The following is a 14,395-nucleotide window of genomic DNA, read 5'->3' on the forward strand; positions in this document are numbered from 1 at the left end:
TTGTGCTGGCGACCATAGCAAGAGTGAACCACCTGATCCCTTCCCGAACTCAGAAGTGAAACCTCTTCGCGCTGATGGTAGTGTGGGGTTACCCATGTGAGAGTAAGTCATCGCCAGCTCATTATTCGAACACCCTCAACTCACGTTGAGGGTGTTTTTTATGGGAGAAAGAAAATATTAAGAAGAAAAGTAGAAAAAGAAAGGAAAATAAAACCATCTGAGGATGGCTTTAATTCAACGGGTATTGGCTACTTTATTAAGCTAGTAAGTCAAAATTAAAGTGCATCTTTTAAGTTTTTTTGGTGCTGTTTGACTTGTTTCGCGTAGCGTTTACCTTGCTTTTTCTTTTTTCGATTACTATTGTAGCCAGTAGGTCCCACATTGTAATAGGCCAAAGCTTTAGGCCATTTACCCGACTGATTTTTATAATGATTTAAAATAAATGTACCACAGTTGATATTGGTATGTTCATGGAATAAATCGCCAGGACAAGTCTGCTGCCAATAACGTGGAATAATTTGTGTGAACCCAACTGCACCTGAAGGTGAAACAGCATAGGCACGATAATTCGATTCTTGTCTAATAACTGCAGCGACAAGCAGAGGATCAACATTATGTTGTTCTGCACTTTGTACAATGATTGGTGCTACACGATTTGCTGTATCAGGATGCACAGCATAAGCCTTTTGGATCCCTGTAGAAAGTTTAGCTGAGCGTTTTGCAAGAGAACCACCTCCTAGTGGAGAGCAAGCTGCTAGCGTTAAAACAGTACAACCAATACTGAATATTTTTATAGATGGATATTTTCTAAAAGTATTAAAAATCATATTAAAACTATATCTGTCATTTTGGCGTATGTGAGTATATATACTGATTTTGAGGTGAGCGATTGACCTAGTCAAGCCATTCACAGATTTGAATTGTATCGTGTCAGCATAATACAGAGGTTTCGTTTTGTTTTATCGAATGATTGGATAAACCAATGGAGTCTGATCTATCCTTAGGTTTTAATAATATGTCAAATTGATGACAAGTTTTTTATTTAATATAAACTATTGGAATAGAACAAATAAACTGCAATTTTAAGATAAAAGTACGTACAATATCGGCTTTTTAGCACTTTGAAAATTGCTTATTGCACAGGGAGTAAGTGTGTTAGAAGTCTTTGTACAATTATGTGGTGGTATTGGCCTATTTTTGATTGGTATGACCATGATGACGGACAGCTTAAAAGATATGGCAGGGGAAACCTTGCGTATTTGGTTGTCTAAGTTCACAGGTTCACCCATTAAAGCTGTGCTTTCAGGCATCGGTTTAACTTTAATTGTACAGTCTTCTATGGCAACAACTTTAGCCACGATTGGTTTTGTTAGTGCGGGGATTCTTACTTTTGCTCAGGCAATTGGTGTCATTATTGGTGCGAATATTGGCACAACCAGTACGGGTTGGATGGTGGCATTTTTAGGTGTTAAATTTTCCATCACCAGTTTTGCATTACCTTTGCTGGGTTTGGGTGCAATGCTCAAATTATTTAGTCAGGGGCGAGTTGCATTATTTGGAATGACATTGGCAGGTTTTAGTCTGATTTTCCTTGGCATTGATATGTTGCAAGTTGCCATGTCAGGTTTTGCTGAACGTGTCGATTTATCAGTATTTTCAAGTAGATCTTTGATTGCGCAACTCAGTTTGGTTTTGGTCGGTATTATCATGACCATTCTGTTGCAATCTTCAAGTGCTGCAATTACCGCGACCTTAGCAGCATTGGCCAGTGGTGCGATTGATTTGCAACAGGCTTTAGGTTTGGTGATTGGACAGAATATTGGTACGGTGGCGACAGCCATTATTGCTGCAATTGGTTCAACTGCAAATGCCAAACGTACTGCAGCGGTTCATGTGATTTTTAACATCATTTCAGGCATTTTTGCTTTTATTATTTTAAAACCGTTATTTCTTGAGCTAACACAAAATCAACGTCTTATGGCAACATGGGACAATGTGGTGATTGTTGCTGCATTTCATACAGCATTCAGTATTTCTGGTACTTTGATTATTTTGCCTTTTATCCGTCAGTTCGAAAAACTGATTATGAAAATTATCCCAGATCAAACTCAATCGGTTTTATGTTATCTCGATCAAGCGAGTTTATCTGTGCCCGCCTTGGCTATTCATGCTGCATCAAAGGTGATTTACCATAGTTTGTATGACGTTTTGGTGATGCTAAAACTGGCTATCCAAGAGGGAAGATTACCTTCAAAAGTACGTTTATTACAGCTAGATGAAGTACTCATTCAAGTCCAACGCTATTTGGAAGAAATGTCGATTTCAGAAAATGAAGCCGATCAACAGCGTTTAATGGCGATGCTTCGTTTGATGGTGTATTTACGTGTTTTACGAAGTGATTTGGAAAATATTACTTTAGCAAAAGAAATACGCACCCAACCTGCAATTTATCAAGTTGGCTTAGATTTTGTACAAATTCTTGATGAACATCTAAAAGAAATGGATGATTTTGATGTGCATAAACATGTACTAAGTCTAAATACCGAGTTATCTAATTTGAAAAAATGGACAGAAGATCAACGTGCCGAAAACCGTGAAAAAGTGTTGCAATATACTGCTGTGAATCAGCTCAATGCTGCGACAGGTTTAGAGTTGTTGGCGGCACAACGCTGGTTGGACCGCGTGATTGCGCATGCACAACGCTTAGCTAACGTGTTGGTTGAAAATTCACGTAAACCAAGTTAATGATTTTAGGCTATTTTTTCGATAGTTACTTTTATATTTAAAAATGGCCTAAGCGAATTCACTTTTAATCTCAATCAAGCGTATAATTTGAGCATCGTTTTTTACAGTATTTTTTCAATGACTCCAGCAGCTAAACTTTTAAAAGCCAAGAAAATTCAATTTTCTATGCATGAATATGAACATGATCATAATGCTAAAAGTTTTGGTTTAGAAGCTGCGGAGAAGTTAGGCTTAGATGTCACAGAAGTATTTAAAACTTTATTGGTCAGTGATGATAAGCATTATTTTGTGGCGATTTTACCTGTCCATTACCAATTAAATCTTAAAAAAGTTGCGGCTGCTTTTCAGTGTAAAAAAGTACACATGGCTGATCCTAAAGATGCTGAGCGTTTGACAGGTTATTTGGTTGGGGGCATTAGTCCAATTGGGCAGAAGAAACAACTGAAAACAGTGATTGATGCATCCGCTCAACAGCTTGCAACTATGTATGTGAGTGGAGGGAAGCGGGGATTAGATATTGGTTTAACACCAAGCGATTTGGCAAAAGTTTTAAATGCTAATTTTGTAGATATTGTAGATGCATGATATGTTGAACTTTATATTGTTTTGAGTCCAAAGCACACAGATGCTTGTTCTTGTATGAATGTAGCAACTATTCCTATTCGTTTCATCTCAGTGATTCTTGTTCCAAGCGACCATTTAATAACAAAAAAAGTTATCTTTAAGCAATAAATAGGGTAATTAAAAACTCGTATTGATGATTTTTTAACAAACTAAATTTTATGTTATATTAGTGAAAGTTAAGAAATTCTGAGAGGTGCAGTATGGGTAAGCGTCTTAAAGACTACACAATCGAAGATCGAAAAGCTCGTCCAATGTGTCCAGCTAAACCTATTGACTTTGGTGATGATGAGACTACCAATCGCATTATGTTAGATGCTGCTAAACGTGTAATTCGTCGGCATAAAAAAGAACTTATTGCGCTTGCTCACAAATGAGTCTAATGCCCTCAACTTTTGTCGTTGCTGTCTATTTTGATATATCTTTATTACGTTATGAGGCAGTCATTTAGAATGACTAAATTTTCTGCCTTATGACTTAATATCAGCCAAAAACTTGCGAAATCTCTCTCACATCGCAAACATAGACGAATAGTCAGATGAAGTTTACAAAACTTACAAGAGAATAGTTGAATAATAATTACAATAATATATTATAAAAACACATATTGTTTTGGGTGTTCAAAATGCATGATTATCTGCTGGCATTAATCGGTGGTGGATTGCTTGGTCTTGCAGTCGTGGGCTATTTATATGTTCATGGTCGTATTGCAGGCATTAGTGGTTTACTGGCTCAAGTATTAAATCCGCAAACGCTGTTCAAAACGCCTGCATTGTGGTTTGTGTTAGGTATTTTCATTGTGCCTTTTTTCTATGGCATCGTGGCTCAACCTAAAGTTGAATTGAATGCAAGCCCATTGATGATGATTGTGGCGGGATTGTTGGTTGGTTTCGGTACTCGTTTGGGTTCGGGTTGTACCAGTGGACATGGTATTTGTGGCATGAGTCGTTTATCTAAGCGCTCCATTGCAGCAACAGCTACCTTTATGTTAGCTGGCTTTATTACCGTTTATGTTATCCGCCATATCACAGGAGCATTCTAAATGAAAAATTTCTTAGCCTTTGTTTTCGGTGGTATTTTTTCAGCTGGATTGATTCTTTCTGGTATGTCGAATCCTGAAAAAGTTTTAAACTTCCTCGATCTTTTCGGTACATGGGATGCAAGTCTGGCATTTGTTATGATGGGTGCAATTGCGGTTGCCTTTATTCCATTCCAAAGAATTATGCGCCAAGCTGAACCAAAAACCATTTTAAATGAACCAATTGATTTGCCTAAACAAACTCAAATTGACTCTAAACTGATCACAGGTAGTTTTATTTTTGGTATCGGTTGGGGCGTTGCAGGAATTTGTCCAGCGCCAAGTCTAACCTTGATTGGTTTAGGTTATTATCAAGCAATCTATTTCATTGTTGCAATGTTGGTGGGGATTCTCATTCATCGTAAGGTTGCAGGAGCATAAGATGCACGCAGATATTCAGCATTTTTTTGATGAAAATACTAATACATTCAGTTATGTGGTAAGTGATCCTGTAACGCGTCAATGTGCCATTATTGACAGCGTGTTGGATTATGACCCTGCATCTGCGACTACTTCAACAATTCATGCCGATGAAATCATTGCTTACATCCAAAAAAATGAATTAACGGTTGAATGGATTTTAGAAACGCATGTGCATGCCGATCACCTGACAGCTTCTCAATATTTAAAAGAGCAGTTGGGTGGTAAAATTGCCATGAGCCATAAAATTTCGATTGTGCAAGAAACATTTAGTGCTATCTATAACTTGGATATCAAGTATTTCAATTCACATCAATCATTTGATTATCTGTTTGACGATCATGAAACTTTTACGATTGGTGAATTACAAGCCTATAACATCCCTACACCGGGGCATACGCCTGCTTGTTTAAGCTATGTGATCGGTGATGCTGTATTTGTAGGTGATACTTTGTTTATGCCTGATTATGGTACGGCACGTTGTGATTTCCCGAAAGGCAGTGCAGGGCAGTTGTACGATTCTGTGCAAACGCTATACGCATTGCCTGAAGAAACACGAGTGTTCTTATGCCATGATTATCTACCAGAATCACGTGAACAATATGAACATGAAACACTGCTCAAAACTCAAAAAGAGCAGAATATTCATATTCATACAGGGGTAAGCAAAGCTGAATTTATTGAGATGAGAACTCAGCGTGATGCTACTTTAACGATGCCTAAATTGATTCTGCCATCAATTCAAATCAATATGGACGCAGGTAAGTTCCCACAACCTGAGGCCAACGGCATTCGTTATTTGAAGTTGCCTTTGAATTATTTTAAATAAAATTTTAAGAAAAGTTCATCTTGTATGTTATTGCTTAGGTTTATACAAATAGCCTAAGTGATATTATAAGTTTCACCGTAAAAAGCACATATAAAATTTGATTTATAAACTCAAAACTCATTAAATAGATTAATCATTTGTATTCAAGTTTAGAGTCTATTTTATGTTATTAAATTATCAAATCACGCAAAATCAGCCTGAATCTACGTTGCCATCTTTGGTTTTTATTCCTGGTTTATTTGGTAGTTTGAGTAATTTAGGCATGCTCGCACGTGCATTTCAAGAACAGCGCACCGTAATTCAATTAGATGTGCGCAATCATGGTAAGTCTGCGCATTGTGATGACATGAATTATGCAGCAATGGCACAAGATGTTTTAGAAACGTTGAACAGCTTGAATATCGAACAGTTTTCTGTGGTTGGGCATTCAATGGGCGGTAAAGTTGCAATGACTTTAGCTCCTCTGGCTGCTGGGCGTTTACAGCAATTGGTTTTATTGGATATTTGTCCTTTTGCTTATCCTGAAAATCGTCACGATCAAATTTTTACAGCCTTGTTTGCTGTGCAAGATGCACAAGTTGAAAGTCGCCAAGCGGCAATGGAAATTATGCGTGAGCATCTTCAAGAAGAAATGGTTGTGCAATTTTTGATGAAGTCATTTAGCAAAGGGCAATGGTTATTTAACTTAAATGCGCTACATGAACATTATGCCGAAATTTTGTCATGGCAGACGGTGCATAGTGATGTCAATACTTTGTTTATTCGTGGCGGTAATTCACCTTATATTGAGTTACCTGAGCATTATGCCGCTATTCAAGCACAGTTTCCTCACGCAAAAGTTGAAACAGTCGCTCATGCAGGGCATTGGTTGCATGCCGAAAAAACAGCAGAAGTATTGGCATTAATGACTGAGTTTTTAGATTAATCTTGTCTAGTATTTTGCATCATTCGATGATCTAAAATGATCTCAGTTTTTAAATCAATTTTTAAACCAATACTCCATTTGGAGTATTGGTTTTTTATTCATACTGATCTGCATAGATTAACGGTTTAGCTTTTATTCTCAACAATAAAAAAGAGCTGACGTTGAATCATCAGCTCTTTATTTTAAACTTAAGCAACCTTAATTACTTATGCTTTTTCTTCTTCATTGCCAGCAAGTTGCTTTAGCAAATGCTTTTCAAGATAGTGAATATCCATTGCTTGTTTGCAGAAGTTTTTATCTTGCAGAATCAAGTCTTTGTGCAAAGGAATGTTGGTTTTAATTCCTGTTAAGATAGTTTCATCCAAGGCTTGACGCATACGCGCAATACTGGTTTCACGATCTTTACCATGCACAATCAGTTTAGCAATCATTGAGTCGTAATACGGCGGAATGCTATAACCTTCGTAGATGTGTGAATCTACACGAACACCTGCACCACCTGGGGCATAGAAGTGTTCAATTTTACCCGGTGAAGGTACGAAGGTGGTTGGGTCTTCTGCGTTAATACGACATTCGATTGCGTGACCACGAATCTCAACCTGATCTTGCTCAATGTCTAAACCTAGACCTGCAGCAATACGCAATTGTTGTTCAATGATGTCAATGCCTGTCACCATTTCAGTTACAGGGTGCTCAACCTGAACACGTGTATTCATTTCAATGAAGAAGTATTCATCATCTTCAAATAAGAATTCGAAAGTACCTGCACCACGGTATTGCATTAACTTACATGCATTAACACACGCTTCTAAAATATCGGCACGTGCTTGTTCTGGTAAGTTAGGTGCTGGCGCTTCTTCAAGAACTTTTTGGTGACGACGTTGTAAAGAACAGTCGCGGTCATAAAGGTGAATCGCGTGACCATTACCATCAGCCAATACTTGTACTTCTACGTGACGTGGCTTTTGTAAGAAACGTTCCATATAGACCGTGTCATCACCAAACCACATTTCTGCATCACGTTGAGCCGCTTGAACTGATTCAAGCAGGGTGTCTACGCGCTCTACAATACGCATACCACGACCACCACCACCAGCAGCCGCTTTTACAATGAGCGGGAAACCAATTTCTTTGGCTTCAGCTAAAGCATTGTGTGGTGTAACGGCGTGTGCTGAACCCGGTACAGTTGGTACGCCAGCTTTACGCATTGCAGTAATTGCAGAAACTTTGTTACCCATTAAGCGAATATGCTCAGGGCGTGGGCCAATGAAAATGAAACCTGAACTTTCTACAATTTCAGCAAATTCGGCATTTTCGGCAAGGAAACCATAACCAGGGTGAATGGCATCTGCACCTGTAATTTCTGCTGCAGTAATAATTGCAGGAATATTCAGGTAACTTTCACTGCTCGCACCCGGACCAATACACACGGCTTCATCACAAAAGCGTAAGTGCATCAGGTCTTTATCGGCATCTGAATAGATACCCACGGTTTTGATCCCTAAAGTTTTGCAAGCTCGGGTGATGCGCAGGGCAATCTCACCACGGTTTGCAATTAAAACTTTTTGCAACATTGTGAATCCCCGAGGTCTTAAGCGCGGTAGCGGAAGAGTGGTTGACCAAATTGAATCACTTCGCCATTTTTAACTAGAATTTCTTCAATCACGCCACTTTGAGTTGCTTCAATTGGGTTCATGATTTTCATTGCTTCGATAATGCCAAGCGTTTCACCAGCAGAAACAGTTTGACCCACTTTAATAAATGGTGCTTCACCTGGGCTTGGTGCTGCATAGAACACGCCAACCATTGGAGAAGTTTCAACAGCACCACGTGGTGAAGATTTAGGTGCAGATGGTACTTCTGCAGAAGGTGCAGGCATTGCAGGAACTGCTGCCGCTACTACTGGACTGCGACGAGTTAATGCAATCGACTGATCGCCTTCTTTAACTTCAATCGCTTGTAAGTCAGATTCAATCATCAAGTCGATGAGTTTCTTGATTTTACGAATATCCATGGACAGTATTCCTAGTTTAAGATTGTGTAGTAGGTTGAATTTTTTCAAGAACAAAGTCGAGTGCTGCGGCATAGCCTTTTGCGCCTAAACCGCAAATCACACCAATGGCTTTGTCTGATAAATATGAATGATGTCTAAACGCCTCACGTGCATGCACATTCGACAAATGGACTTCAAGAAATGGAATAGCGACCCCTAACAAGGCATCACGTACCGCAACAGAGGTATGCGTTAATGCAGCAGGGTTAATAATGATATATTGTGTGCCATCTAACGCGGCTTGATGAATTCGGTCTACAATTGCGCCTTCCCAATTACTTTGGAAAGTATCTATAGAAATTGATGCTTTTTGCGCTTGTGAAATGAGCTGTTGATTTATATCCTCAAGAGTGAGGTAACCATAAACTTCGGGTTCACGCTTTCCTAGCAAATTTAGATTCGGTCCATGAATAACCAAAATGGTCGAACTCATTCCGCTTGCTCCAATAAATAATTGCAATAATACTTTGCAAGATGTCTGCAAAGTTTGCTAATTATGGCATAAAATTCCACATTTTTTTTGTAATTTGTTTAATTTGACGTAGAAAGCGTGTGCCAAAATGAGGCTCTATAATGAAAACTTTGCAGGGAATTCGCAATGTTAAAAAATTACATTTTTAGTTTTTTTTGCTGATTTTTATATTCTAAAACAACTGACCAAATCTATTCATTTGTTTTCTGTAACGACTGATCAAGCGAGTGACTTGAACTGGTTTGATTCGGAATGTCAAAGCCAGAAAACAACCAACATCAATATCGCATTTCTTTATAGTATGTAATTCCTTGCTGTTTATAAAAAATGGCGATTCCATTTTTTCAGTTCATTCAAAGTAGATGACCACACAAACTGCAGTGGATCATCTAATACGTTTTGTGATCATCGTTCAAGTGGTTATGGATTCGATAGAAAGATCATTTCGATAATAAGATATTTTAAAAATTCAACTTTATTTAAATAAAACATGAGCTTAAATGGAATGCTTTGATTGATATATTTATCTATATTTTAGTCTGGAATAGATGCTCCTACGCTGCGTATTATATTTTGAGTGGGGTGCTGTTGGTTTTATGTACACTTTAATTAAGTTGTAGATTGATCACAAGACCAAGCACATGCACGATCTGCACGGATATCTACCTCATTTAAAAATATGACGTGGTATCGAACAAAAAAACGGTGATGAAAGTTTCAGCAATTTTTTTCTAGCCAATGTTCTTCTACTCAATAGCCCGCAGCATCTACATCATAGATAAAATTTTAGAACGCATTGACCTTTTATTTCAAAAATCACCTTAAAAATGGCGTTATCGTAAAGTAGAGCAATATGTTCGGTATTGGCAAAAGTTAAGTGATCTTGTTCTGAATCTTGCTTTATTTGCTGTTAAAGCTCAGAAAAGCTTAATCCGTCTGTTGTTTCTCTGTTGCAGAAGGTGCTGCATCAAAACTGACAATCACTTTTAAACCTTGCGGTTGGTTAGCCTGAAATTGAAGTAGGTAGCCATATTGCTCTAATAATACTTTGACTAGAGTTAGACCTAAGCCATAGCCTTGTTTATGCGCAGATTTACGCCAAAAACGCTGAGTCAGAATGGTAAAATCATCTTCATTCAGGCTTTTGCCTTGGTCTGCAATGATCAATTGCAGGTCTTGCATATAAATTTGAATGTTTGGCGCATCCTCTGCATGCAAATAAGCATTTTGAATCAAGTTTTTCAGTACCATGTGCAACGCAGGCGCTGGAATATTAATGTGTTGTGCTACCAAACTCGCCCAATCAATCTGTAATTTCGCTGATAGATTGGGATATTCCACAGTCAGTTCCGACAAGACTGTTTCTAATACGCTACGCATATCTGCATGGCTATGTGCCGCTTGAATACCTGCTTCAGTTTGACTGAGCAATAACAGTTGTTCCAAAAGTTGTTGATAACGTTGGATGCTGCGTTCTGCGTGTTTTAAATTGTCGATGACTTTGGCTGTATCTTGGGCAGATGCGGTTTGATTCAACATCAATTGGCTCAGTTGCACATGCGTTTTAATAGCCGTTAACGGCGTGCGCAGTTCATGCGCAGCAAATGCACTAAAGTTTTTTTCGTGTTCCAGACTTTTATGTAGGCGTTCAATCAGCATCAATAAGTTATCGACAAAAGGCTGAATTTCTTTAGGAATTTTTTGTGATCTCAGTTCAATTAAATAACGAGAAGCTTCATCTAAAGATTGTTTTTTCTGAATTAAGTGGCGGGTGATGTGATCGAGCGGTAAAAACTCCAGACGGATAATCCACAAAATTAGCAAAATACAAATAATCAAAGTAAGCAGTAAAGGAATCAGTACCGACTGTAAAATTTGTTTAAGTAGGTTTTGCCGTAACTGAATTTTTTCAGCCACCACCACCTGAACTTCACCTTCACGCAGTACATAACTACGCCATTGCAGTCCATTTTCTGTCCATGTGCTGAAACCGACTTGTTGGTTTTTTAAATTTTTCGGTGCGCCTTGAGTGCGTGCAATCACATGCTGTGGTAATGAAACATCGGCACGGAAAATAGAGACTTCACAAGCAATTAAACTATGTAGCAAGGCATTTTCTGATTCGGCATGCAAACTTTCTGTGAGTTGTTCTAGGGGCAGTTGCTGAATCAGGCGGGCGACCATACGGGCTGAGGTAGAAAGTCGTTCATCCAGCGTATTTTGTAAGCGTTGTTCCAAGTCATGGTAGAGCCATGCAAAGACAATCACCCACAGCAAAATAAATGCACAGCTGATGGTCGATACCAAACGCCATTCCAGACTGTAGTTTTTCATGTCAGCAGCTCAGGTTTAAAGATGTAGCCGACACCACGCACCGTTTGAATAAAATCGGGGTGGATTTTATGCCGTAAATGGTAGATATGCACATTTAAGGCATTGCTTTCGATACTGTCTTGAAAGCCATACACTTTATCTATCAGTTCTTCATTTTTTAAGATTTGGTTCGGATGCCGTAAAAAGGTTTCCAATAGGCTATATTCTCGGCGTGAAAGCTGAATGTTTTGTGAATGCCAACTGACTTCTTGTGTATCGAGGTTCATGTGTAACTGACCACTTTGCAGTTGGTTCGATGAATAACCACGATGACGGCGGCTTAATGCATATACACGGGCAATCAGTTCATTTAATTCAAAAGGTTTAGTTAGGTAGTCATCTGCTCCTAAGTTGAGCGCCTGTACGCAGTCTTGAGTATGATTCCGCGCGGTTAATACCAATACTGGAATATGAATGGCATCTTTACGCCAGTTTTCGAGTAACTGTAAACCATCTTGGTCAGGCAGACCTAAATCGAGCAGGCACAAATCTACCGCACTATGACGTATGAAGTAATCGGCATCGCGCGCGTTATTCACGTGTTCGACTGAAATACTTAAAAATTCGAGTGCTGCCACAATACTTTGGGCAATATAAGGATCATCTTCCACCAAAACGACGAACATATTTGCTCCTATACCACAGTCAGCCCAATATATGACACATCTCGATCACGCCACAAATTTAGATTAGGCACCTACAATGCTCAAGTTTACAAAGAAAAATCTTTATTAATGTTCTCTTAATCTACACTTACCGATAATACAGTCAGTTTTTTAATTTTTAGTATAAATACATGATTTTTATTCGCGTCATTGCTTATTTTGTGTTGAGTCTGTGTGCGGTGTGGGTCAATGCTGCCAATGAATTTTTAGCGTCCGATCAAGCTTTTAAGTTTCAGGCGACGTCATTGTCTGAACAAACGGTTGAACTGAAATGGGATGTCGCACCGCATTACTATTTATATCACGATCAATTCAAAGTCAGTCAGGCTCAAAAGCCGCTTGCTTTTAAATTGCCTGCAGGGCAGGAAAAAGATGATCCGACTTTCGGGCTGACACGTGTGCATTATGGGCAAGTGACAACACAGATTCAGGTGAAGCCTAATCAGCAATATCAAATTACTTGGCAAGGCTGCGCTGAAGATGGTTTGTGTTATCCCGTACAGCGTAAAACGATTCAAACCGATGCCGATGGTTTATTGCCACAGCATAATTTAAGTGCGGGCAAAGGTAATTTACTTCAGCAACTCAATCAGAATAATCAGGCTGCTTTAAACACTAACTTAAATGATGCAGATAAGCATCAAGCCAATGGTTCTAGTACACAAAAACAAGTTACGACAACTGCAAATACTGTAACGACAAAAGAACTCAAACTTGAACAGCAAACGCTAGAAAACAAAGCACAGCTTGCTGAAAATGCGGTTGCTGTAACACAAGCTGATCCTAAACTTACCCCTGAACCAGTAGAAAACGTTGATTTAGCAAATTCCTTAGAGATTGAAAATACAGATACGGCGTTGACAGACAATACATTCGCTGCATCAGCCAATTCAAGCAATACGGAAACAGCCAGTAGTACGAGTCTGAATCAGCAATGGAACAATGATCAATTTTTCCTGAATTTATTGTCTGGGCAAGGGTTGTTACTGAATGCGTTTATCTTTTTAGGTTTTGGGGTATTACTGGCTTTTTTACCGTGTTCATTGCCGCTGATTCCAATTCTTTCTGGCATTTTGGTGCAGCGCAATACAGGCTATAAAGCGGCAGCAATTGCGATCACCTTTATCGTCAGTATGGCGCTAGTCTATGGCTTGATGGGCGTTGTTGCGTCACACATTGGTTATAGCGTACAGCGTTGGTTCCAAAATCCCGTAGTGATTGCAGTTTTTGCTATGTTGTTTGTGCTCTTTGCTTTAAACCTGTTTGGACTGTATCAGTTGTCATTACCACAAGCAGTGTTACAGCGTTTAGATCGTATTCAGCAATATCAAAAAGGCGGTACTTTATTGGGTGCGGGCGTTATGGGGGTGATTTCTGCACTGATTGTCGGGCCATGTATGAGTGCGCCTTTAGCGGGAGCATTGCTGTACGTCTCACATTTGGATCAAGCAGCATTGGGTGGTTTATATTTGTTCCTGCTCGGTTTAGGTATGGGAATTCCTTTACTTATTGCCAGCGTGTTTGGCGCGAAATATTTGCCAAAGCCAGGTTTGTGGATGGAACGGCTAAAATTTAGCTTTGGTTTTATCATGTTGGCAATGGCTTTGTATTTTGCTCGTCCGCTATTTTCTGTGACTTGGTACTATGTTGCTTTTGCTGTGGTGTTATTTGCCTTCGCTGCATATTTAATTGCAATTTTGCGCCACGTGTTACATCGTCCACAGCGTTTTTCGTTATTGGCTTTGGCGGCAGTAATCGCCAGTAGTGGAATTTGGCATGTCAATCAGAGTATTGCCAGTGTCAATGCGCAGGTACAAGCAGACCAATTACAGCCATGGATCAAAGTACGCACAGAACAAGAGTTGAATGCAGCTTTGGCCGCACATGCTCATCAAAAGATTGTGATTGATGTCTATGCCGATTGGTGTGTGGCGTGTCAGCCGATTGAGCGTGATGTGATTCCTCGTACCGATGTGCAAGATGCTTTAAAGCATGTGGTGCGGATTAAACTCGACTTAACCGAACAGCATCCTTCACAAGATGCCTTATTGAAAAAATGGCAGATTTTAGGGCCGCCAACGTTGCTATTTTTGGCAGATCCACGACGGGAACAACGTGAATTGCGTCTAACAGGTGCTTATAACGCAGCGCAATTGATTCAAAATATTCATCAACTGCAAGAGGCTGCGCCATGATTCAATCCGCAGTCTTGCA

At 39.3% G+C, this 14,395-nt stretch carries 14 protein-coding genes and 1 rRNA gene; 9 read left to right on the forward strand and 6 right to left on the reverse strand.

The genetic code is table 11. From position 1 onward, the window contains the following. The first annotated feature begins 4 nt into the window (after nucleotides 1-4). Nucleotides 5-119: ribosomal RNA gene (gene rrf, locus FTU35_RS12240) — 5S ribosomal RNA — on the forward strand. A gap of 156 nt (nucleotides 120-275) precedes the next feature. On the opposite strand, the gene FTU35_RS12245 is transcribed toward rrf, so the two are convergent. After that, nucleotides 276-827 (reverse strand): lytic transglycosylase domain-containing protein, encoded by a 552-nt coding sequence (locus FTU35_RS12245; RefSeq protein WP_179991597.1) that lies wholly within the window; start codon nucleotides 825-827, stop codon nucleotides 276-278. 325 nt (nucleotides 828-1,152) lie between these two features. On the opposite strand from FTU35_RS12245, the gene FTU35_RS12250 reads away from it, so the two are divergent. The 7 genes from FTU35_RS12250 (at nucleotide 1,153) to FTU35_RS12280 (ending at nucleotide 6,618) form a co-directional block, all read left to right on the forward strand. Beyond that, complete coding sequence (locus tag FTU35_RS12250) at nucleotides 1,153-2,745, forward strand: Na/Pi symporter (protein WP_179991596.1); 1,593 nt, start codon at nucleotides 1,153-1,155, stop codon at nucleotides 2,743-2,745. A gap of 117 nt (nucleotides 2,746-2,862) precedes the next feature. Continuing rightward, nucleotides 2,863-3,330: a Cys-tRNA(Pro) deacylase gene (ybaK, locus tag FTU35_RS12255; protein ID WP_004973860.1), complete on the forward strand. Its 468-nt coding sequence runs from the start codon at nucleotides 2,863-2,865 to the stop codon at nucleotides 3,328-3,330. 239 nt (nucleotides 3,331-3,569) lie between these two features. Next, nucleotides 3,570-3,743, forward strand: a complete 174-nt coding sequence (locus tag FTU35_RS12260) for a hypothetical protein (protein ID WP_004973856.1) — start codon at nucleotides 3,570-3,572, stop codon at nucleotides 3,741-3,743. Nucleotides 3,744-3,991: 248 nt separating this feature from the next. After that, nucleotides 3,992-4,408, forward strand: a complete 417-nt coding sequence (locus FTU35_RS12265; protein ID WP_004973854.1) for a YeeE/YedE family protein — start codon at nucleotides 3,992-3,994, stop codon at nucleotides 4,406-4,408. After that, nucleotides 4,409-4,825, forward strand: a complete 417-nt coding sequence (locus tag FTU35_RS12270; protein WP_004973852.1) for a DUF6691 family protein — start codon at nucleotides 4,409-4,411, stop codon at nucleotides 4,823-4,825. A 1-nt stretch (nucleotide 4,826) separates the two neighbouring features. Continuing rightward, nucleotides 4,827-5,693 (forward strand): MBL fold metallo-hydrolase, encoded by an 867-nt coding sequence (locus tag FTU35_RS12275; protein WP_004973849.1) that lies wholly within the window; start codon nucleotides 4,827-4,829, stop codon nucleotides 5,691-5,693. A 163-nt stretch (nucleotides 5,694-5,856) separates the two neighbouring features. Beyond that, nucleotides 5,857-6,618 carry an alpha/beta fold hydrolase gene (locus FTU35_RS12280; RefSeq protein ID WP_154320756.1) on the forward strand — a complete coding sequence of 254 codons (762 nt, stop codon included), beginning with the start codon at nucleotides 5,857-5,859 and terminating at the stop codon, nucleotides 6,616-6,618. Between the two features lie 206 nt (nucleotides 6,619-6,824). Here the strand turns inward: FTU35_RS12280 and accC are convergent, their stop codons facing one another. The 5 genes from accC to FTU35_RS12305 all read right to left on the reverse strand — a co-directional run bounded on the left by accC (nucleotide 6,825) and on the right by FTU35_RS12305 (nucleotide 12,142). Continuing rightward, nucleotides 6,825-8,192 carry an acetyl-CoA carboxylase biotin carboxylase subunit gene (gene accC, locus FTU35_RS12285; RefSeq protein ID WP_004973841.1) on the reverse strand — a complete coding sequence of 456 codons (1,368 nt, stop codon included), beginning with the start codon at nucleotides 8,190-8,192 and terminating at the stop codon, nucleotides 6,825-6,827. Nucleotides 8,193-8,209: 17 nt separating this feature from the next. Then, a complete protein-coding gene (accB, locus tag FTU35_RS12290) occupies nucleotides 8,210-8,632 on the reverse strand; it encodes an acetyl-CoA carboxylase biotin carboxyl carrier protein (RefSeq protein ID WP_004973838.1) in 423 nt (140 codons plus the stop codon). Nucleotides 8,633-8,648: 16 nt separating this feature from the next. Beyond that, on the reverse strand, nucleotides 8,649-9,104 hold the full coding sequence (gene aroQ / locus FTU35_RS12295) for a type II 3-dehydroquinate dehydratase (protein ID WP_096902340.1): 456 nt from the start codon (nucleotides 9,102-9,104) through the stop codon (nucleotides 8,649-8,651). A 966-nt stretch (nucleotides 9,105-10,070) separates the two neighbouring features. Beyond that, nucleotides 10,071-11,477 carry an ATP-binding protein gene (locus FTU35_RS12300; protein ID WP_180064769.1) on the reverse strand — a complete coding sequence of 469 codons (1,407 nt, stop codon included), beginning with the start codon at nucleotides 11,475-11,477 and terminating at the stop codon, nucleotides 10,071-10,073. Further along, nucleotides 11,474-12,142, reverse strand: a complete 669-nt coding sequence (locus FTU35_RS12305; RefSeq protein ID WP_104851944.1) for a response regulator transcription factor — start codon at nucleotides 12,140-12,142, stop codon at nucleotides 11,474-11,476. The genes FTU35_RS12300 and FTU35_RS12305 overlap by 4 nt, the downstream gene beginning before the upstream one ends. A gap of 170 nt (nucleotides 12,143-12,312) precedes the next feature. Here FTU35_RS12305 and dsbD point away from each other — a divergent pair, with 170 nt between their 5' ends. Then, nucleotides 12,313-14,376: a protein-disulfide reductase DsbD gene (gene dsbD, locus FTU35_RS12310; protein WP_179991595.1), complete on the forward strand. Its 2,064-nt coding sequence runs from the start codon at nucleotides 12,313-12,315 to the stop codon at nucleotides 14,374-14,376. Nucleotides 14,377-14,395: the final 19 nt, after the last annotated feature.

This window comes from Acinetobacter sp. YH12095, from assembly GCF_013419245.1.
GTDB classification, from domain to species: Bacteria; Pseudomonadota; Gammaproteobacteria; order Pseudomonadales; family Moraxellaceae; genus Acinetobacter; species Acinetobacter towneri.

Bases quoted from the DNA above. Each gene is read 5' to 3' on its own strand.
- FTU35_RS12245 (WP_179991597.1), bottom strand. From the start codon at position 827: ATGATTTTTAATACTTTTAGAAAATATCCATCTATAAAAATATTCAGT.
- ybaK (WP_004973860.1), top strand. From the start codon at position 2,863: ATGACTCCAGCAGCTAAACTTTTAAAAGCCAAGAAAATTCAATTTTCT.
- FTU35_RS12260 (WP_004973856.1), top strand. From the start codon at position 3,570: ATGGGTAAGCGTCTTAAAGACTACACAATCGAAGATCGAAAAGCTCGT.
- FTU35_RS12265 (WP_004973854.1), top strand. From the start codon at position 3,992: ATGCATGATTATCTGCTGGCATTAATCGGTGGTGGATTGCTTGGTCTT.
- FTU35_RS12270 (WP_004973852.1), top strand. From the start codon at position 4,409: ATGAAAAATTTCTTAGCCTTTGTTTTCGGTGGTATTTTTTCAGCTGGA.
- FTU35_RS12275 (WP_004973849.1), top strand. From the start codon at position 4,827: ATGCACGCAGATATTCAGCATTTTTTTGATGAAAATACTAATACATTC.
- FTU35_RS12280 (WP_154320756.1), top strand. From the start codon at position 5,857: ATGTTATTAAATTATCAAATCACGCAAAATCAGCCTGAATCTACGTTG.
- accC (WP_004973841.1), bottom strand. From the start codon at position 8,192: ATGTTGCAAAAAGTTTTAATTGCAAACCGTGGTGAGATTGCCCTGCGC.
- accB (WP_004973838.1), bottom strand. From the start codon at position 8,632: ATGGATATTCGTAAAATCAAGAAACTCATCGACTTGATGATTGAATCT.
- aroQ (WP_096902340.1), bottom strand. From the start codon at position 9,104: ATGAGTTCGACCATTTTGGTTATTCATGGACCGAATCTAAATTTGCTA.
- FTU35_RS12300 (WP_180064769.1), bottom strand. From the start codon at position 11,477: ATGAAAAACTACAGTCTGGAATGGCGTTTGGTATCGACCATCAGCTGT.
- FTU35_RS12305 (WP_104851944.1), bottom strand. From the start codon at position 12,142: ATGTTCGTCGTTTTGGTGGAAGATGATCCTTATATTGCCCAAAGTATT.
- dsbD (WP_179991595.1), top strand. From the start codon at position 12,313: ATGATTTTTATTCGCGTCATTGCTTATTTTGTGTTGAGTCTGTGTGCG.